General features: G+C 61.7%; 19 protein-coding genes. 10 read left to right on the forward strand and 9 right to left on the reverse strand.

The window, feature by feature from the left end; genetic code table 11:
* Window positions 1-87 precede the first annotated feature (87 nt).
* Genes KW838_RS28125 through KW838_RS28135 form a run of 3 tightly spaced genes read left to right on the forward strand, consistent with a single transcriptional unit; the run spans window position 88 to window position 2,679 of the window.
* Window positions 88-1,509 carry a cytochrome ubiquinol oxidase subunit I gene (locus KW838_RS28125; RefSeq protein WP_218504244.1) on the forward strand — a complete coding sequence of 474 codons (1,422 nt, stop codon included), beginning with the start codon at window positions 88-90 and terminating at the stop codon, window positions 1,507-1,509.
* Window positions 1,510-1,526: 17 nt separating this feature from the next.
* The gene (cydB, locus tag KW838_RS28130; RefSeq protein ID WP_218480637.1) at window positions 1,527-2,543 is read left to right on the forward strand and encodes a cytochrome d ubiquinol oxidase subunit II; all 1,017 of its coding nucleotides are present in this window, start codon (window positions 1,527-1,529) and stop codon (window positions 2,541-2,543) included.
* On the forward strand, window positions 2,530-2,679 hold the full coding sequence (locus KW838_RS28135; RefSeq protein WP_218504245.1) for a DUF2474 domain-containing protein: 150 nt from the start codon (window positions 2,530-2,532) through the stop codon (window positions 2,677-2,679). The genes cydB and KW838_RS28135 overlap by 14 nt, the downstream gene beginning before the upstream one ends.
* A gap of 107 nt (window positions 2,680-2,786) precedes the next feature.
* Here the strand turns inward: KW838_RS28135 and KW838_RS28140 are convergent, their stop codons facing one another.
* Complete coding sequence (locus tag KW838_RS28140) at window positions 2,787-3,167, reverse strand: hypothetical protein (protein ID WP_218504246.1); 381 nt, start codon at window positions 3,165-3,167, stop codon at window positions 2,787-2,789.
* 149 nt (window positions 3,168-3,316) lie between these two features.
* On the reverse strand, window positions 3,317-4,168 hold the full coding sequence (locus KW838_RS28145; protein ID WP_218504247.1) for a CAP domain-containing protein: 852 nt from the start codon (window positions 4,166-4,168) through the stop codon (window positions 3,317-3,319).
* 142 nt (window positions 4,169-4,310) lie between these two features.
* Here KW838_RS28145 and KW838_RS28150 point away from each other — a divergent pair, with 142 nt between their 5' ends.
* The 5 genes from KW838_RS28150 (at window position 4,311) to KW838_RS28170 (ending at window position 8,725) form a co-directional block, all read left to right on the forward strand.
* Window positions 4,311-4,931, forward strand: coding sequence for a cell wall hydrolase (locus tag KW838_RS28150; protein WP_218504248.1), 621 nt, complete (start codon window positions 4,311-4,313; stop codon window positions 4,929-4,931).
* 198 nt (window positions 4,932-5,129) lie between these two features.
* Window positions 5,130-6,107 (forward strand): NAD-dependent epimerase, encoded by a 978-nt coding sequence (locus tag KW838_RS28155; protein WP_102701256.1) that lies wholly within the window; start codon window positions 5,130-5,132, stop codon window positions 6,105-6,107.
* A 48-nt stretch (window positions 6,108-6,155) separates the two neighbouring features.
* The gene (locus tag KW838_RS28160) at window positions 6,156-6,896 is read left to right on the forward strand and encodes a glycosyltransferase family 2 protein (RefSeq protein ID WP_218504249.1); all 741 of its coding nucleotides are present in this window, start codon (window positions 6,156-6,158) and stop codon (window positions 6,894-6,896) included.
* Window positions 6,893-7,171 (forward strand): lipid-A-disaccharide synthase N-terminal domain-containing protein, encoded by a 279-nt coding sequence (locus tag KW838_RS28165; RefSeq protein WP_007976061.1) that lies wholly within the window; start codon window positions 6,893-6,895, stop codon window positions 7,169-7,171. The genes KW838_RS28160 and KW838_RS28165 overlap by 4 nt, the downstream gene beginning before the upstream one ends.
* A gap of 3 nt (window positions 7,172-7,174) precedes the next feature.
* Complete coding sequence (locus KW838_RS28170) at window positions 7,175-8,725, forward strand: glycosyltransferase family 39 protein (protein ID WP_218504250.1); 1,551 nt, start codon at window positions 7,175-7,177, stop codon at window positions 8,723-8,725.
* A gap of 362 nt (window positions 8,726-9,087) precedes the next feature.
* Here KW838_RS28170 and KW838_RS28175 read toward each other — a convergent pair whose 3' ends face one another.
* Window positions 9,088-10,119 (reverse strand): NAD(P)-dependent alcohol dehydrogenase, encoded by a 1,032-nt coding sequence (locus KW838_RS28175; RefSeq protein WP_218504251.1) that lies wholly within the window; start codon window positions 10,117-10,119, stop codon window positions 9,088-9,090.
* Window positions 10,120-10,318: 199 nt separating this feature from the next.
* On the opposite strand from KW838_RS28175, the gene KW838_RS28180 reads away from it, so the two are divergent.
* The gene (locus tag KW838_RS28180) at window positions 10,319-10,519 is read left to right on the forward strand and encodes a YbdD/YjiX family protein (RefSeq protein ID WP_007981151.1); all 201 of its coding nucleotides are present in this window, start codon (window positions 10,319-10,321) and stop codon (window positions 10,517-10,519) included.
* 13 nt (window positions 10,520-10,532) lie between these two features.
* Here the strand turns inward: KW838_RS28180 and KW838_RS28185 are convergent, their stop codons facing one another.
* The 6 genes from KW838_RS28185 to KW838_RS28210 all read right to left on the reverse strand — a co-directional run bounded on the left by KW838_RS28185 (window position 10,533) and on the right by KW838_RS28210 (window position 17,893).
* Window positions 10,533-11,300, reverse strand: coding sequence for a metallophosphoesterase (locus tag KW838_RS28185; RefSeq protein WP_218504252.1), 768 nt, complete (start codon window positions 11,298-11,300; stop codon window positions 10,533-10,535).
* 1,052 nt (window positions 11,301-12,352) lie between these two features.
* On the reverse strand, window positions 12,353-13,825 hold the full coding sequence (locus KW838_RS28190) for an aldehyde dehydrogenase family protein (RefSeq protein WP_218504253.1): 1,473 nt from the start codon (window positions 13,823-13,825) through the stop codon (window positions 12,353-12,355).
* Window positions 13,818-14,645: an ABC transporter permease gene (locus KW838_RS28195; RefSeq protein WP_218504254.1), complete on the reverse strand. Its 828-nt coding sequence runs from the start codon at window positions 14,643-14,645 to the stop codon at window positions 13,818-13,820. Before KW838_RS28195 ends, KW838_RS28190 begins: the two co-directional genes overlap by 8 nt.
* A gap of 1 nt (window position 14,646) precedes the next feature.
* Entirely contained in the window at window positions 14,647-15,564 is a 918-nt protein-coding gene (locus tag KW838_RS28200) for an ABC transporter permease (RefSeq protein WP_102702569.1), read from the reverse strand.
* Window positions 15,565-15,595: 31 nt separating this feature from the next.
* Window positions 15,596-16,738 carry a PotD/PotF family extracellular solute-binding protein gene (locus KW838_RS28205; protein WP_218504255.1) on the reverse strand — a complete coding sequence of 381 codons (1,143 nt, stop codon included), beginning with the start codon at window positions 16,736-16,738 and terminating at the stop codon, window positions 15,596-15,598.
* Between the two features lie 39 nt (window positions 16,739-16,777).
* Window positions 16,778-17,893, reverse strand: coding sequence for an ABC transporter ATP-binding protein (locus KW838_RS28210; protein WP_218504256.1), 1,116 nt, complete (start codon window positions 17,891-17,893; stop codon window positions 16,778-16,780).
* A 561-nt stretch (window positions 17,894-18,454) separates the two neighbouring features.
* On the opposite strand from KW838_RS28210, the gene KW838_RS28215 reads away from it, so the two are divergent.
* Entirely contained in the window at window positions 18,455-18,802 is a 348-nt protein-coding gene (locus KW838_RS28215; protein WP_102702573.1) for a DUF6124 family protein, read from the forward strand.
* Window positions 18,803-19,151: the final 349 nt, after the last annotated feature.

A 19,151-nucleotide genomic window follows, 5' to 3' on the forward strand; every position in this document is an offset into this window, starting at 1 on the left:
TGCCAGGCGCCATCGATGTTGAAGGTGCTGGCCTCATCGCGAGCAAGCTCGCTCCCACAGTTTTAAATCCGCAATGAGGATTTCGACATGTTTAACCTGGAGGCACTGGACCTGGCGCGGATGCAATTCGCGTTCACGGTTTCGTTCCACATCATCTTTCCCGCCATCACCATCGGGCTGGCCAGTTTCCTGGCGGTGCTCGAAGGGCTGTGGCTGAAGACCCACAACGACACCTACCGCGATCTCTACCATTTCTGGTCGAAGATCTTCGCCGTCAACTTCGGCATGGGCGTGGTCTCGGGGCTGGTCATGGCCTACGAGTTCGGCACCAACTGGAGCCGCTTCTCCGACTTCGCCGGCAGCATCACCGGGCCGTTGCTGACCTATGAAGTGCTCACGGCGTTCTTCCTCGAGGCTGGTTTCCTCGGGGTCATGCTGTTCGGCTGGAACCGGGTAGGGCGCGGCTTGCACTTCTTCTCGACGGTGATGGTGGCCATCGGCACGCTGATTTCGACCTTCTGGATTCTCGCCTCCAACAGTTGGATGCAGACGCCCCAGGGTTTCGAGATCGTCGACGGTCGCGTGATGCCGTTGGACTGGCTGGCCATCGTGTTCAACCCGTCGTTCCCGTACCGCCTGGCGCACATGGCGATTGCCGCCTTCGTGGCCACGGCGTTCTTTGTCGGCTCGTCGGCGGCGTGGCACCTGCTGCGCGGCAACGACACCAAACAAGTACGCAAGATGCTGTCGATGGCGTTGTGGATGGCCTTGATCGTCTGTCCGATCCAGGCCGTAGTGGGTGACGCCCACGGCTTGAACACCCTGGAACATCAACCGGCGAAGATCGCGGCCATCGAAGGGCACTGGGAAAACAACGGTAGCGAAGCGACGCCGCTGGTGCTGTTCGGCATCCCGGACATGCAGGCCGAGAAAACCAAGTACGCCATCGAGATTCCGTACCTGGGCAGCCTGATCCTGACCCACAGCCTCGACAAGCAGATCCCGGCGCTCAAGAGCTTCCCGAAAGAGGATCGCCCCAACGCGACGATCATTTTCTGGAGCTTCCGCGTCATGGCCGGGCTGGGCATGTTGATGGTGCTGGCCGGTGTGCTGGGCCTGGTCCTGCGTCGCAGCGGTGCCATCTACCGCAACCGCTGGTTCCTGCGCCTGATGCTGTGGATGGGCCCCAGCGGCCTGATCGCCATGCTCGCCGGCTGGATCACCACGGAAGTGGGGCGCCAACCGTGGGTGGTGTATGGCCTGCAACGTACCGTGAATGCCGCGTCCAATCACAGCGTCACGCAGTTGAGTCTCTCGTTGGCGCTGTTCGTGGTGATCTACTTCTCGGTCTTCACGGTGGGTATCGGCTACATGATGAAATTGGTGGCCAAGGGGCCAAAATCCCATCACGAGCATGCGCCTGCGGGGCATTCCGATCAGGTCATCACACCGCGCCGGCCGTTGTCTGCCGACGCTGAAATCCTCGAAACCGACGCCCGCGTCAATTGAAGGAAGGGAGTTGAGTCATGGGTATTCAAGGTATCGATTTATCGCTGATCTGGGGCGTGATCATCGCTTTCGGCGTGATGATGTACGTGATCATGGACGGCTTCGACCTGGGGTTGGGCATTCTGTTTCCGCTGATCCCGGATGCGAAGGAGCGCGATGTGATGATGAACACCGTGGCACCGGTCTGGGACGGCAACGAGACCTGGCTGGTGCTGGGTGGCGCGGCGCTGTACGGCGCGTTCCCGCTGGCCTATTCGGTGATACTGGAGGCGCTGTACCTGCCGTTGATCCTGATGTTGTGCGGCTTGATCTTCCGTGGCGTGGCGTTCGAGTTCCGCTTCAAGGCCAGCCCTGAAAAGCGTCATGTCTGGGACATGGCGTTCATCGGCGGCTCGCTGCTGGCGACCTTCTCCCAGGGTGTGGTGATCGGCACTTACATTGCCGGTATCCCGGTGGTCGACCGGCAGTTCGCCGGTGGCTCGCTGGACTGGCTGGCACCCTTTCCGTTGTTCTGCGGAGTCGGCCTGATCGTCGCCTATGCGCTGCTCGGCAGCACCTGGTTGCTGGTCAAGACCGAAGGCATGCTCGAATCGCGCATGCGCCTGTTCACCCGGCCCCTGGCCTGGCTGCTGTTGGCGGTGATCGGTGTGATCTGTGTGTGGACGCCGATCCTGCATCCGGACATCGCCACGCGCTGGTTTGCCCATGCGCACCTGGCGGTGTTCGGAGGTCTGGCGGTGCTGGCCTTGCTGGCGATGTTCGGCTTGCTCAAGACCCTGCGCCAACGCCACACCCATTGGCCGTTCGCCTTCACCCTGATGCTGGTGTTCCTGGGTTACATCGGTCTGGCGTTCAGTATCTGGCCGAACATCGTGCCGCCGTCGATCAGCCTGTGGGCCGCGGCGTCACCACCGACCAGCCAGTTGTTCATCCTGATCGGGGCGCTGTTCATATTGCCGATCATCCTGATGTACACAGTCTGGAGCTACTACGTGTTCCGCGGCAAAGTGAGGATTGGCGATGGCTACCATTGATTCCCGTAAACCGGCACCTTGGTACAAGCGCCTTGGGTGGCTGGTGTTGATCTGGCTGGGCAGTGTGGTTGCGTTGGGGGTGGTGGCGGGGGCGTTGCGGATGTTGATGCAGGCGGCGGGGATGAGTAGTCACTGACGTTCACTGTGGAAAAAGAATCCCGGAGCCCCATGACAGGGCTTCGGGTTTTTTGCTGGACAGGCTGTGTGATTTTCTCCGATACGGACTTGACTCTTTAGTACCTTTCAATGGCTCTCAATGAAGTAGGCTGAAACCCTGAGTGCGATCAGGGAACAAAACAAAACGAACAAAATAATCACCGGAAATATCAAAAGATTTTTGTAGTGCCTTGGAAGGTTTTTCACTTCTTTGGCATCAACAACGCCTCTTCGAGCGCTGAGTGCGGGCATCATCAATACCATGGCAATAACGCCGCCGCGCATGACCTTGCCGATCAGGCCGCCCGCTGAAAATGCGTCTCTGGTGGTTTTTATAAAAGAGCAATTGGGTAGACGTTCTTCGATTGCGTCAACGTATTTGTGTGCGATGAAGGCGACAGCGAAACAAGTCAGTATCATCGGCGCCAGGATCAATCCGGCAATCAGACCTGTCGGGATATTTGTCATTTTTTAACCGCTCCATTTTCCTGTTTCCCCTCCTGCCCATCACCCGCGGCAACTTCAACCTATCTTGTCAGCGTAAAGTTACTCCGCTCCTCGATCTGTTCATTGACCACAAAGAACCCCCGATGCAATCGCTTCGGGGGCTATGGCACTCACTGCGCCCCAAACATCGCCGTCCAGTAAATCCCCGCATCGCTCTTCGGATCGGTCGCGTAAGCCGCGCCCAGTTCGCGGAACTGCGGGTTCATCAGGTTGGCGCAGTGGCCGGGGCTGGACAGCCAGCCTTCGACCACTTTGTGTGCGGTGTCTTGCCCGGCGGCGATGTTTTCGCCGATCTGTTGGAAGTCGTAGCCGGCCAGTTCCGCGCGGTCGCCCGGGGTGCGGCCGTCGCGGTCCTTGTGGTCGAAATAGTTGTTGTTGGCCATGGAGCGCGAGTTGCCTTCGGCGGCGCTGGCCAGTGTGGCGTTCCAGACCAGCGGTGGCGCGGCGGCGAAGGATTGCGTGCCGCACTGGCGTGGGCGGGTGCGTGCTGCGTTGAGTTCGGTGAGCAGCTTCTGGCCTTCGGCCTGCGCGTTGCCCAGGCTTGCGCTCAACAATGGCCGAGCGACCACGATGCGCCATTGCCGGTCCTGGCGGAAGACGCCGACATCGACGAATTGCGGGTCGAGGACGATCTGGCAAAAACTCTCCTGGATCGCCTTCATCGCCGCGGCTGCATCGCGAGGTCCGGACAGGCTGATGGCTTGCACGTTTTTCATCGGATAACCGGCAGTGGCCATGGCCTGCTGCAGATCACCGATGCTCGGGGCGGTGAGCACCAGGCGCGGGTCGGCCGACAGTGGCGGCAGCTCCGAGGACACCTGGCCGGCACAGCGTTGCAGTTGGCTGCGGTAGACGTTGATCGATTCGATCAATTGCGCTTCGTCCGCCGCCATGGCATTGACGGCAAAAACCAGACTCAGTGACAAACCGGCCCAGCGCATTGCGGATGAGATGAATCCCATGAAAATCCCCCTTGAGCAGATGGCGCCCATGATGCGCGAAGTTGGCCCATTTAAGACAACGGATTTATCCAGAGTGTAGTGGGGTAAGCGAAATCATTTCACTACTACACTGAATCGAATCGCTCACCGAGTGACATCGACCATGCGCCTCGACTGGATCGCCACCTGCCTTGCCCTCACGCTGCTCGCCGGCCCGGTATCGGCTACGGATCAAGAACAAAAACAGGAGTCGGCCGAGAACAAGGCCGAGGTGCTGGAACAGAAGGCCGCCGAGAGCAAAAAGCCCGCGACGGAACCCGAGGTCGAAGCCATTACCCCGTCCGAGGTCCAGGCCGTTGACCCGGCGGGTGCCGCGCCGCTGGACGATGCGATCACGTGCCTGGCCCGCTCCATTTACTGGGAAGCCAAGGGCAAGGACTCTGCCGACATGGAGGCGGTGGCCAATGTGGTCATGAATCGCCTGGGGCACGAGGGCTTTCCGGACACGGTGTGCAAAGTGGTCAAGCAGGGATCGGAGACCAAGAGTTGCCAGTTCTCCTGGTGGTGTGACGGCAGATCCGATTCGGTCCAGGAAGAAGTGCCTTACGCGATGGCCAAGGAAATTGCGCGCAAGGCCCTGAACAAGGAGCTGCCGGATCGCACCCAGGGTGCCCTGTATTTCCATGATCGTACGGTCAAGCCGGATTGGGCCAGGGAATACATCAGGACCGTGGATATCGGCCTGTTCCGGTTTTATAAACCCCGCGACGGATCGGCCAGGTAGCCGCGCTGATTTCGGCCCAATAGTGTTTTTTGCAGAGCTCGTGCGCGGCGTTATCCAAACTGAAATGTGTCTGTTTTATAAGCTTCATGACGCAACCGTGCGTGAATGACGCGATAAGCAGGGACTACACATGAAGTTGACGAGGGTCCGGATCAGTAACCTCGCGCCGATCGCGGCGCAGTCGCCGGCGTGCGTGCCATGACCGTCCTGGTCACCGGTGCCGCCGGTTTCATCGGTTTTCATACGGTCCAGCGCTTGTGCCGCGAGGGTCAGGACGTCGTCGGTATCGACAACCTCAATGATTACTACGACGTAGAGCTCAAGCACGCACGCCTCAAGGTGCTGGAGACGTTGCCGGGTTTTCGCTTCCGGAAAATGGACATCGTCGACAAACCGGCCCTGATGGACCTGTTCCGCGACCACGGTTTTACCGAGGTGGTGCACCTGGCGGCGCAAGCCGGGGTGCGGTACTCGCTGGACAACCCGGATGTCTATGCCCAGTCGAACCTGGTGGGTTTCCTCAATGTGCTGGAAGCCTGTCGGCACCATCGCCCCGAGCACCTGATCTACGCCTCAAGCAGCTCGGTGTACGGCACCAACAGCAAGATGCCGTTCAGTGTCGAGGACCCTGTCGAACATCCCGTTTCGCTGTACGCCGCGAGCAAGCGCGCCAATGAACTGCTGGCCGAAAGTTACTGCCATCTGTATGGCTTGAAAGCCAGTGGCCTGCGCTTTTTCACCGTCTACGGCCCGTGGGGCCGCCCGGACATGGCGCTGTTCAAGTTTACCGACGCCATCCTCAAAGGCCTGCCCATCGACATCTACAACCAGGGCCAGATGGCGCGCGACTTTACCTATGTCGACGACATTGTCGAAGGCATCGCCCGACTGCGGCCAAAGCCTCCGGTGCCGCAAGGCTCTGGCGCTGGCGTCAACCGGCTGTTCAACATCGGGCGTGGCAAGCCGGTGGCGTTGCTGGATTTCGTCGAGTGCCTGGAATCGGCCCTGGATCGGCAGGCCCGACGCAACTACCTGCCGATGCAGGCCGGTGATGTGGTCAGCACCTGGGCCGATGTCTCGGCACTGGCCGAATGGGTGGGCTTCAGCCCGCAGGTGACGCTGGAAACCGGCGTCGCAGCGTTTGTGCAGTGGTATCGGCAGTTCTACCGGATTTGAAGCGTTCGCCTCTGATCTCGAAAAATCATAAAAGGCGAGAGAGACCCCATGAGCCAAGACATTTTTGTATCCGTACTGATTCCCGCCAGGAACGAAGCGAACAACCTCAAGCCGCTGCTTGGGGAAATCCGCGTGGCGCTGGCCGATGAGTCGTACGAAATCATCGTCGTCGACGATGGCAGCACCGATGCGACCCTGCAGGAACTGCGGCAGATCCGCCACGACGGCTTGAACACCCTGCGCATCCTCCATCACGAGCGGTCGCTGGGACAGAGCACTTCGCTGTACCACGCCGCCCGCGAGGCCCGCGGGCAATGGCTGGCGACCCTCGATGGCGACGGCCAGAACGACCCGGCGGACATCCCCGGCATGCTCGCGCTGGTGCGCGGCGAACCGGGCAAGGTCGATGTGCAACTGGTCGCCGGGCACCGGGTCAATCGGCGCGACACCGCGAGCAAACGCTACGCCTCGCGGTTCGCCAACAACCTTCGCCGGCGCCTGCTCAAGGACGCCACCCCGGACACCGGTTGCGGCCTGAAGCTGATCGAGCGCGCGGCGTTCCTGCGCCTGCCGTACTTCGACCACATGCACCGCTTCATTCCGGCGCTGATCCAGCGTCACAACGGGCGCATGATCGTGCACCCGGTCAACCACCGGCCGCGCACGGCCGGGGTGTCGAAATACGGCAACCTCGACCGCGCGCTGGTCGGCATTCTTGACCTGATCGGCGTCTGGTGGCTGATCAAGCGCACGCGGCTGAACACCATTGCCCAGGAGCTCGAAGGATGATGCTGACCCGCGAAACCCTGTGGCTGGTGGTCGGCTTTGCGGGGCAGATCGCTTTTACCGGGCGGTTTGTCCTGCAGTGGCTGTACAGCGAATACAAAAAACGCAGCGTGATCCCGACCAGCTTCTGGTACTTGAGCATCGTCGGCAGTTCCTTGCTGCTGGCTTACGCCATCTACCGTCAGGATCCGGTATTCATTGCCGGGCAGGCCTTTGGCTCCATCGTCTATTTTCGCAACCTGCAATTGATTGCCAAAAGCCGCAGCGTGAAGGAATGAACCATGCGTAGATCGTTGTCGCCCCGGGTCGAGTGCCTGGGGCTGATGCTGCTTGCCCTGTTGCTGATCGGCGCGGGGCTGGGGCTGCGCCAGGCACAGAACGTGGATGAGGAGCGCTTCCTCGGCGTCGCCCTGGAGATGCTGCAGAACGGCTCGTGGTTGATCCCGCACCGTGCCGCCGAGATCTACGGCGACAAACCGCCGATTTTCATGTGGACGGTGGCGTTCTTCACCTGGCTGACCGGCAAGCCCAACATCGCGCTCTACCTGCCGGGATTGTTTTCGGCGGTGACGGTCACGGCGATGGTCTATGACCTGGGCCGTCGCCTGTGGACCCAGCGTACCGGGCGCAACGCCGCGCTGCTGTACCTGGCGACCTACCAGACCTACAGCATCCTGCGCACCGGCCAGATCGACAGCTTTTTGATTCTGTTCACCTCGCTTGGCCTGTACGGTCTGGCACGGCACCTGCTGCTCGGCCCGGCGTGGCGCTGGTTTTACGCCGGCTGCGCGGCCATGGGCATCGGGGTGATCACCAAGGGCGTGGGTTTCCTGCCGGCGCTGTTGCTGATTCCGTACGCCTATGCGGTGCGCAAAGGCTGGCCCGGTGTGGTGGCCATGCCTGGCGAGGCGCGCAAGTGGTTGCTCGGGTTTGCGCTGATGCTCGGCGCCATCGCGATCTGGCTGTTGCCCCTGGCCTTGTCGATCTTCTTCAATGGCAGCGCGGACGAAATGGCCTATGCGCGGGAGATCCTCCTGCGCCAGACCGCGGGCCGCTATGCCGCTGCATGGCATCACCGTGAACCGTTCTGGTACTTCTTCACCAAGGTGATTCCGCAGTATTGGCTACCGTTGGTGCTGGTGCTGCCATGGCTGGTACCTGCCTGGCGCCGTCAGTTGCAAAAACGCGACGGCCGGGTCCTGGTATTGCTCGGTTGGGTGGTGCTGGTGGTGCTGTTTTTCTGCATCAGCACGGGCAAGCGCAAGTTGTACATTTACCCGGCGCTGCCCGGGCTGGTGCTGGTCGCTGCACCGCTGATTCCGTGGCTGCTCAAGCGCTGGTTCAAAAAGCACCCGCGTTTGCGACGGGTGTTCCCGGCACTGGTGGCGACCTGGTTCGCGCTGTGGTTCGCCAGGGGGTTCATCGAACCGCTCAAGGATGGCACCAACATCGACCAGGTGCTGATGGCGCAGGCGGCGACCATGACCCAGGGCGCCGATCTGGTGCTGGTCAACTGGGAGGAGGGGCACTGGTTGTTCGCCCGCCAGCCGATCGTGCATTTCGGCATGGATAACTCGTCCATCGAAAAGGCCGCGCTGTATCTGCGCGAACACCCCAAGGCCTACGCCTTGGTGCCGGATGACGTTTTGAACCAGTGTTTCAACGCCGAAGCGGCCCGTGAACTGGGCGAAAACGCCCGGGCGAACTGGTCGATCGTGGGCGCGGATGCCGACAACGGCAAATGCCAGCCGCCAGAAACCGGCAAAGCCTATCGGTTCAGCTGGAATGACCCGCACATGCCAATGGTGCCGGCGCAGGCAGCCAATCCCTGAGGGTGAAAAAGGTCCTTCACGCAATCCGGGGAACCTGTAGGAGCCAGCCTGCTGGCGATGGACTCAAGTGCACCGTGTTCATCCCGTTCGCACGCGTAATCGTTGACGAGCATCGCTGGCAGGCCAGCTCCTACAGGGGACCGCGTTTATCCAGGTCACACGCGTTATCGTTGACGAGCATCGCTGGCAAGCCAGCTCCTACAGGGGACCGCGTTCATCCAGTTCACACGCGTTATCGTTGACGACCATCGCTGGCAGGCCAGCTCCTACAGGGGACCGCGTTTATCCAGGTCACCAGCGTTATCGTTAACGACCATCGCTGGCAGGCCAGCTCCTACAAGGGACCGCGTTCGGCTCTCCTGTCACTGGCTGGCGTCCAGCACCACGCGGTAGCGCGCCTTGCCGCTGCGCAAGTGATCGATGGCGTCGTTGATCCGGCTCATGGGAAACATCTCGACCTGCGGCAGGATCTGGTGGCGGGCGCAGAATTCCAGCATGGCCGCGGTGTTGGCGGGTGAACCGACCGGTGAGGCGGACATGGTTTTTTGCTGGGGGATCAGATTGAACACGTGCACCGGAATGGCGTCGGGCACGACGCCGACAAAGTGCAGGCGCCCCTTGCCGCGCAGGGTGGCGAGCATGGCGGTCCAGTCGAGGTTGGCGTTGGCGGTGACCAGGAGAAAATCCAGGGTGCCGGCAATGGCATTGAGCGCATCGGAGTCGGTCGAGGCGACCACCTTGTGTGCGCCCAGGCGCCTGGCTTCGTCCTGCTTGCTCAGCGATGAGGTGAACGCCGTGACTTCGCAGCCCCAGGCGTTGAGAAAGCGCAGCGCCAGGTGACCAAGGCCACCGATGCCCACCACGCCGACGCGGTCAGTGGGCTTGATGCCGAATTCCACCAGCGGGTTGAACACGGTCGAGCCGGCACAGAACAACGGCCCGGCCATCGCCGGGTCGAGTCCGGCCGGGATCGGCAGGGCCCAGGCCCAGTGCGAGCGGACGCGGTCGGCAAAGCCGCCATTGCTGCCGATGATGGTCGGTTGCACCGTGCGACACAGGTTATGCGAGCCTTCGATACAGGACGTGCAATGCATGCAACTGCCCTTGTACCAGCCGATGCCCACCCGTTGCCCCAGTTCCAGGCCCCGCACCTGGGCGCCCATCCGCACGACACGGCCGACCACCTCATGGCCGGGAATGAACGGGTAGCGGCTGATACCCCAGTCGTCGTCGATCAGCGACTGGTCGGAGTGGCAGACGCCGCAATACTCCACGGCGACTTCCACCTCATCGTTGCCCAACGGACCGGGATCGTAGCTGTAGCGTTCCAGTGGCGCGCCCGCTGTCGTGGCGGCCCAGCCGGTAAAGGTGGTGAGTTCGCTGCTGTCGCTCATGGGATACCTCCAGATCAGAAGTCAGGGGTCTTGGCCGCTCGGGTGCAGCGGCGGAGCGAGGAAAGTGTAGCGGGTTGCCGGCGGTCCATCGGGCGCGAGCCTGGATACTTGAACATACAAAGGCGCCCGATCTGGACACAATGCCGATACATGAGCGCGGTTTGATGGGCCAGGTCCCACGCCCACAGAGAGATCCGCCATGTTCCGCAAACTGCAGCAGGTTGCCAGAATGTTCAGCCAGAGCGCCCGATTGATGGTCGGCGTTCCCGAGTACGACAACTACGTGGCACAAATGGCCCGCAACCGTCCGGGGGAGCCAGTGATGAGTTATGAGATGTTTTTCCGCGAACGTCAGGAAGCGCGTTTTGGCCGGGGGAAATGCAATACGCGGTGCTGCTGACCCGAGCGTTACCTCAGAAATCCAGATCGATCACGAAGGCATCATCGAAATCGGGATTTTCGTTGATGCCGTTCTTGGCATAGCCCCGTGGGTTGCAGACCACGCGGGTATTGCCCACCCGATAGTCGAAGCTGCCATGGGTGTGGCCATGCAGCCAAAGCGCCGGCTGCCAGTCTTTGATCCGCGATTCGAGGTCCGAGACAAAACTTGAGTTGATCGGCGAACCGGCAAAGGTCGGGCTGATGCTCGATCGTGTCGGGGCGAAATGAGAGATCACCACCGTGGGCGTGCGGCTGTCGCGGGCGAAGCAGTCTTCCAGCCAGGCGACTGTCTGTAGAAACACCAGCTGGGAAATGGCCGGCGTGAACAGGTCGGGAAAATCGGGGGCGATCTTGATGTGGCTGAAGTCACGGATCAGTTGAGTCGCCAGGTTGATACCCAGCGCCCGATCCTCCGGGCTGTCGAGCAGACGATAGTCAGACCACAAGGTGCAACCGAGAAAACGCACGCCATCGTGGACGTACTCCGAACGTTCCAGCACGTGGATCTGCGTGCCTTGCGACAAACTGTTCAGCTGTTCGTAGGTGGAGACCAGGTCACTGCCATAGAACTCGTGATTGCCCGCCACGTACAGCAGCGGAACCGGGCACGCCCTGGCCCACTCGATGGCCTTGGCGGGGCGCGCGACGTCCCCGGCGAGCACGACAATATCGGCCTCCACGGCGGGAAACGGGACCGCGTTGACGGACAGGTGCATGTCGGACAGCAAGGCGATGCGCATGGATCAACTCCGGCGTGTCTTGGTGGGCTGGCCGTTCAAATTACCTGTTGTTTACCCGTTGTCACAAGCCTGCTGGTCAGCAAAAAAATGGCGGGAACGGATGTACGCCAATGCCGTGCTCACCGCCGATCCATTGTGGGAGCGAGCCTGCTCGCGAAGAGGCCGGCACATCCAACAGAGATGTCGACTGACCCACCGCTTTCGCGAGCAGGCTCGCTCCCACAGTTTTGATCCTCAGCGAACGCCAATCCCACGGCTGGCTACAATCCCTGTGGGAGCGAGCCTGCTCGCGAAGAGGTCGGCACATCCAACAGAGGTGTCGACTGAGCCACCGCTTTCGCGAGCAGGCCCGCTCCCACAGTTTTGATCTTCAGTGAACGCCAATCCCACGGCTGGCCACAATCCCTGTGGGAGCGGGCTTGCTCGCGAAGAGGCCGGCACATCCAACAGAGATGTCGACTGACCCACCGCCTTCGCGAGCAAGCCCGCTCCCACAGTTTTGATCTTCAGTGAACGCCAATCCCACGGCTGGCCACAATCCCTGTGGGAGCGAGCTTGCTCGCGAAGAGGCCGGCACATCCAACAGAAATGTCGACTGACCCACCGCTTTCGCGAGCAGGCTCGCTCCCACAGTTTTGATCCTCAGCGAACGCCAATCCCACGGCTGGCCACAATCCCTGTGGGAGCGAGCCTGCTCGCGAAGAGGCCGGCACATCCAATAGAGATATTGGCTGAACCACCGCCTTCGCGAGCAGGCCCGCTCCCACAGTTTTGATCTTCAGTGAACGCCAATCCCACGGCTGGCCACAATCCCTGTGGGAGCGGGCTTGCCCGCGAAGAGGCCGGCACATCCAATAGAGATATTGGCTGAACCACCGCCTTCGCGAGCAAGCCCGCTCCCACAGTTTTGATCTTCAGTGAACGCCAATCCCACGGCTGGCCACAATCCCTGTGGGAGCGGGCTTGCTCGCGAAAGCGGCGTGTCAGGCGCCATGTTTTTTGGATGTGCCGGCCCCTTCGCGAGCAAGCCCGCTCCCACAGGGGGGGACTGTTTACTTCAGGTACCACCCCCACGGCTGGTCACTGACGTACTCGGTCACCTGCTTGACCTCCAGATAATTATGCAACCCCCATTGCCCCAGTTCCCGGCCGATGCCGCTGTGTTTCATGCCGCCCCAGGGTGCTTCGACGAAGGTCGGTTGCGAGCAGTTGACCCAGACGATCCCGGCGCGCAGTTGGTTGGCGACCCGGGCGGTGCGCTGCAGGTCGGCGCTCATCACGGCGGCGGCCAGGCCGAAGCGGCTGGCGTTGGCCATTTGCACGGCTTGTTCTTCGGTCTTGAAGCGCTTGATGCACAGCACCGGGCCGAACACTTCTTCGCGCCATAGAATGCTGCTGTGGCCGGGCTCATCGAAGATCGCTGGCTCAATGAAATACCCTTCGGCCAGATGCGCCGGGCGCCGTCCGCCCGTGAGCAAACGGGCGCCACTGGCCAGGCCCTGGTCGATGAAACCGAGCACCTTGTCGTACTGGCCCTGGCTGACCAGCGGACCCAGCAGAACCCCGGGCTGCATACCGGGGCCTATGCTGATCTTGCGGGTTTCCTCCACCAGCCGTTCGATCAGGCGCGGGGCGATGCTTTCCTGCACCAGCAGGCGTGATGTGGCGCTGCACACCTGGCCCTGGTTCCAGAAGATCCCGAACAGAATCCACTCCACGGCAGCTTCGACATCGGCGTCATCGAACACGATGAAGGCCGACTTGCCACCCAGTTCCAGGCTGATGTTCTTGATGTCCCGCGCCGCCGCCGACATGATTTTCGCCCCGGTGGGCACACTGCCGGTGAAGGCCAGTTTGTCCACGCCCGGATGCTCGGTGAGCGGACTGCCGGCGTCGGCACCAAGGCCGGTGACCAGGTTCAACACCCCGGCTGGCAGGCCAATACGATCGGCGGCGGCGGCCAGTTCCAGCGCGGTCAGCGGCGTCAGCTCGGACGGTTTCAACACCACTGTGGCCCCGGCGGCCAAGGCTGGGGCGACCTTCCACGCGGCCATCAGCAGCGGGTAGTTCCAGGGGATGATCTGCCCGGCCACGCCAATCGGCTCGTGGCGGATGCGGCAACGGAAACGCTCGTCCGGCAAGGCCAGCGGCTGATCCTGTTGCTGGTCCAGATCGCGGGCCAGACCGGCGTAATAACGGAAGCAGGCAATGGCATCGCCGATGTCCCACTGCGCCTCGGGCAGCGGTTTGCCGTTGTCGCGCACTTCCAGTTCCGCCAGTGCCTGTTTGCCGGCCTCCAGTTCATCGGCCAATGCCTCCAGCCACTGCGCACGCTCGGCGCCGCTGGTCTGACCCCAGCCATTGTCGAAGGCCCGCCGGGCCGCGCGCACGGCATGGTCGACATCTTCCTCAGTGCCCGCCGCCACGCGGTGGAAGACTTGTTCGGTGGCCGGATCGATCACGTCCAGATAGCCGCCCAGGTCCGGGCTGACCCACTCGCCGTTGATGTAGAGCTGATCACGCATGGTGCGACTCCTGAACGCCGGTGCGGCGGTTTTGCAGATGGCGGGAAGTGAACAGCAGGGCCAGCGACACGCAGATGATCACCGTGGAAATCGCGTTGATCTCCGGCGTCACGCCGCGGCGGATGGAGGAAAAGATGTAGATCGGCAGCGTCGTTTCGGAACCGGCGACGAAGAAGGCGATGATGAAGTCGTCGAAGCTGAAGGTGAAGGCCAGCAGGAACCCGGCCATGATCGCCGGGCTGATCTGCGGCAGGGTCACCCGCCAGAAGGTGTCCATCGATGGCGCGTACAGATCCGCCGAGGCTTCGAGCAAGGCCTTGTCCAGCGAGTCGACGCGGCTGCGCACGATCACCATCACCAGGGCCATGGTGAACAGCGAGTGCGCGGCGATCACGGTGAAAAAACCCATGTTCAACTTCGGCACAGTCGGCAGCCAGCTCGCCAGCAGCGGGTTGATCAGGTCGAACAGGCTGATGAAGGCGATCAGCGTCGAGATGCCGATGACGATGCCCGGCACGATGATCGCGCAGTAGGTCAGCGCATCGAACAGCATCCGCACCTTGGCACCGCAGCGCTGCAAGCCGAACACCGCCAGGGTGCCGAACAGCGTGGCGATCACCGCGGAGCTTGCGGCGATGAGTGCGCTATTGCCCAGGGCTTCCATGATGAACGGGTTGCCGAACGCGGTACCGAACCATTGCACCGAGCAGCACTGGAAGGCCAGGCCACTGCGCCCGGCGTTGAAACTGAACAGCACGATCAAGGCAATCGGCGCGTAGAGGAACAGGTACAGCGATGTCGAATAGCTGCGCAGCCACATGTCACAGACCTCCGTCGGCAGGGCGGCCGCCGTAGCGCGCCACCAGTTTCAGATACACGCCGATGATCAGCAGCATCATCGCCACCAGCGTCATGGCCAGCGCACTGCCGAACGGCCAGTTGCGCGATTGCAGGAACAGGTCGACCAGCGCATTGCCGACAAAGAACACCTTGCCGCCGCCGAGAATGGCCGGGATCAGGAACTCGCCCATCAACAGGATGAACACCAGCATCACCCCGGTGATGATCCCCGGCGCCGACAGCGGCAGGGTGATCCGGCGAAAGCTTTCGAAGGCGCTGGCGCCCAGGTCGGCGGACGCTTCGAGCAGGCGCTTGTCGAGTTTTTCCAGGCTGACGTAGATCGGGAACACCATCAGCGGCAGGTAGCCGTAGACGATGCCGATCAGCACCGCCCACGGCGTGTTGATCAGCCGCACATCCTCAAGCCCCAGGCTGGCCAGCAGCGCCGGAATACCTTTGCCGCTGAGGATGAAAATCCACGCGTAGGTGCGGATCAGGAAACTGGTCCAGAACGGCACGATCACCAGGGTCAGCAACAGCGAACGGTTCCTACTGACCTTGACCGCGAGGAAGTACGCCAGCGGATAGGCCGCCACCAGGCACACCAAAGTGCCCAGCGGCGCGAGCATCAGCGTGTTGCTGAACGCTGCGCCGCGAGAGCCGAGGTTCAGGTAGTTGGCCAGGGTGAAGCCACCGGCGTAACCGCCCACGGCGCTGCGCTCGCCGAAACTGAAGACCAGGATGATCACCAGCGGCATCAACAACAGCAGCAGGAACCACAGGGTGGAAGGCAAGAGCATCAGCAAGGTGATGCGCCGGCCGAGGCTGCGCCGTTGGCGAACCTCGGCCGACAGGGCATGGCCCGGCTGCACCGTTTGCGGGTGGGCGGCGGCATTCATGGGTGACTCCTCATTGGCCATGGTCAGGCGATCAGGCGGACTTGAAACGCGCCATCAGTTCGGCACGCGCCGGGCTGGTCAGCGTCGCGGCGGCACCGAACTCCAGCGGGCTCAAGGCCTCGGCGGCCGGGTACATGATCGGGTCGTCGAGCATCGCCACAGGCAGCAAGGCATCGACACGCTTGTCGCCGCTCGGGTAGCCGTGGCTCAGCACTTCCAGCTTGTTGTGCTGCGGGTCGAGCAGGTAGTTGATGAACGCGTAGGCGGCATCCTTGTGCTCCGAGCTTTTGGGAATCGCGAAGAAGTCGCTCCACAACTCGCCACCTTCCTTGCCCAGTTCGAACTGCATTTGCGCGTTGTCGCGGTGCAGTTGCGAAGCATCGCCGGTCCACGACATCGCCAGCCAGGCATCGCCGCTGCGCATCGACGGCTGAATGTCGGAGTTGATCGCGAACAGGTGCGGCTTGACCTCGATCAGCAGCTTTTCCGCGTCGGCCAGTTCTTTCGGGTCCAGGGAGTTGAAGCTGTAGCCGAAGCTTTTGAGGGCGTTGCCGATGGCGGTCAACTGGTAGTCGTGGACCATCGTCCGGCCACTGGCCGGGCCTTGGGCGGCGACCCAGAATTCCTTCCAGCTGGTCGGGCCGTTTTTCAGCTTGCCGGTGTCGTAGAGCATGCCAGTGGTGCCCCAGTTTTTCGGCACCGCGTAGACCTTGCCATCCACCGTGCCCTGGGCCATGAATTTCTGCTGGAACGCCGAGGCGTCGAAGTTGGGAATGCGCGACAGGTCCAGCGGTTCGATCAGGCCCAGCCCGACGTAGGTGCTGATGGTGTAGTTGGTTGGCACCAGCACGTCCCAGCCACTGCCGCCGGCCTGCAGTTTGGCGAGCATCTCTTCGTTGGAACCGAACACGCTCATCGACACCCGGGCGCCGGTGGTCTTGCCGAAGGCGTCGAGGTTTTCCTGGCTGTGGTAGTTCGGCCAGGTTGCCAGCGACAGGCGATCACCGAGCTTGGTTTGCTCGGTGGCCTCGGCCGTGGAAGTCAGCAGTCCGGGCATATTGGTTGCGACCACGGCAGCGGCAATCCCAAGGCCGGTGCGGCCAAGGAACTCGCGGCGGCTGATCGAGCCGTTCTGCCAGCTGCGCAGGGTTTTTATAAAAGTCTTCTGGTCCATAGCACGCTCCACATCCGGTTGATGAAACGAATCGATGATTTACAACGCCATGGCCAGGCCATTGGCGTGATCCCAGCCGACGCGAACCGCTGCGCCGTGTTCGAAGGCATTGGCGCCGTGATCCTGCTGGCGCGGCACCCGTACGCAGACCACGCCAAAGGCCTGGGTGCGTACGCGGTATTCGGTGCAATTGCCCAGGTAAATGCGGTCTTCGACGCAGCCCGGCAGCTTCACTTCGCGGCTCATGTCGGCATGGGCGCCGGCGATGCTGATCAGTTCCGGGCGCACCGCAATGCAACCGGCGGCGTTGGTGTTCAGGGCTTTGCCGGTAGGCGTCAGCGGGCTGGTCAGTTCCAGACCCTGCTCGGTACGCAGCACCACCGAGTTGCCGTTGAGCTGGCGCACCGTGCCGTCGAACAAGTTGGACTCGCCAATAAAGTCGGCGACGTAGCGGCTGGCTGGCGCTTCGTAGAGTTGCTCCGGGGTGGCGGTCTGGATGATCGAACCGTTGTGCATCACGCTGATGCTGTCGCTCATCGACAGGGCTTCTTCCTGGTCGTGGGTGACCAGCACGAAGGTGATGCCGACCTCGCGCTGCAAACGCAGCAGTTCCGATTGCATCTCCTTGCGCAGCTTGCGGTCCAGTGCGGCCAGTGGTTCGTCGAGCAGCAACACCGTCGGCTTGTTCACCAGTGCGCGGGCGAGGGCGACACGCTGTTGCTGGCCGCCGGAAAGCTCGCTCGGCTTGCGCTGGCCAAAGCCGCTCAGGCGCACCATCTCCAGCGCCTCATCGGCCATGCGCATTTGCTGCTTTTTGTCCGGGCGCGGATTGCGATAACGCAGGCCGTAGGCAATGTTCTGCGCCACGGTCAGGTGCGGGAACAGCGCGTAATGCTGGAACACCATGTTCACCGGCCGCTCGAACGCCGGCACACCGGCGACGCTTTTACCGGCCAGACGCACCTCGCCGCTGGTGGGCTGTTCGAAACCGGCGATCATGCGCAGGGTAGTGGTCTTGCCACAGCCCGAGCCACCGAGAAAGGAATGAAACGAGCCACGCCGCACCGCAAAATCCAGACCGCTGACGGCCTGCACCTCGCCATAGCGTTTGACCACATTGCAGAATTCGATATCGCTTGGCGGGGTGTTGTTCACGAGGCGGGCTCCCTGGCAGTGATGAATCAGTGCGTCGGGGGCCAAACTAGCAATGGGGGTTTTGCGGTGTATATATCCCTACGGGGATAGAAGCAGATTGTTGTAGGAGCGAGCTCGCTCGCGATGGACTCAAGAGCGCTGCGTTCAGCCAGTCATCCCGCGTATTCGTTAACGACCATCGCGAGCAAGCTCGCTCCTACAAAATGCAGATGCGTGTTTAAAGACATCCGGGGTTACTTCGCGAAGGCTACACCACCTTGCGTCGTTGCCTACAGGTACGCCAGAATCCGCCGGCTTGTGCGTCTGGAACGCGGGTCTTATCGTTTGCCGGTCACTGAAAAACAGTGATCGGGTTTGGTAGCCCGAGTTCGTTCTAGGCGCATTACGCCACCTGAATACAGTCATTTTTTTGGACTGTGCTTTATATGGTGGTCATGCGCGGGGCTCCCTTGCGGGCGCCGGGTTCTAGTGCGACCGGTCTACCAACCCGCGTGTGGCCGCCACCCTTCGTTTGGTAGCGAGGGTGATGGCTCCTTACTATTCGCGCTAGAGGTCCATTCCATGTTCAAAGTCACACCCAACCCGCCGGACACCGATCCGGCATCCCCGTACGAAAGCCTCGATTCAAGCAAGCTCCACGAAGCCGCCGAGCGCGCGCTCAACCCAGGCCCCCACATCATGGCCACCCCTCACAAACCCAGCACGATGTTCATCGTCAATCCCGAGCTCAATGCCGAAACCTTGCTGGTGCACGCCTGCGAGTCGCTGGCGTCGGCCAATGTCATGGCCAACGATCTGGTGGATCATCTGGAAGGGTCGAGCCGCAATGCGCTGTTGGGCATCGCGCAGGTGATCATGCTGGGGGAGTTGGCGGTGAACCGGGCACTGGATCAGCTTGATCCGCCCTGACCACAATCTTCAGATCACCAGTAGACCTGTGGGAGCGAGCTTGCTCGCGATGGCGGTATGTCAGACACATCAATGTTGAATGTGCTGCCGCTATCGCGGGCAAGCCCGCTCCCACAGGGTTTTCTGCTTACCGACAGGTATCAGGCTTGCAGCTTGAACCCAGGGGAGCAGCATCAGCTTGATTCGCGCTGACCACAATCTCCGGATCACCGACAGACCTGTGGGAGCGAGCTTGCTCGCGATGGCGGTATGTCAGACACATCAATGTTGAATGTGCTGCCGCTATCGCGGGCAAGCCCGCTCCCACAGGGTTTTCTGCTTACCGACAGGTATCAGGCTTGCAGCTTGA

This window comes from Pseudomonas sp. PDM27, from assembly GCF_019219205.1.
Taxonomy (GTDB): Bacteria; Pseudomonadota; Gammaproteobacteria; order Pseudomonadales; family Pseudomonadaceae; genus Aquipseudomonas; species Aquipseudomonas laurylsulfatiphila.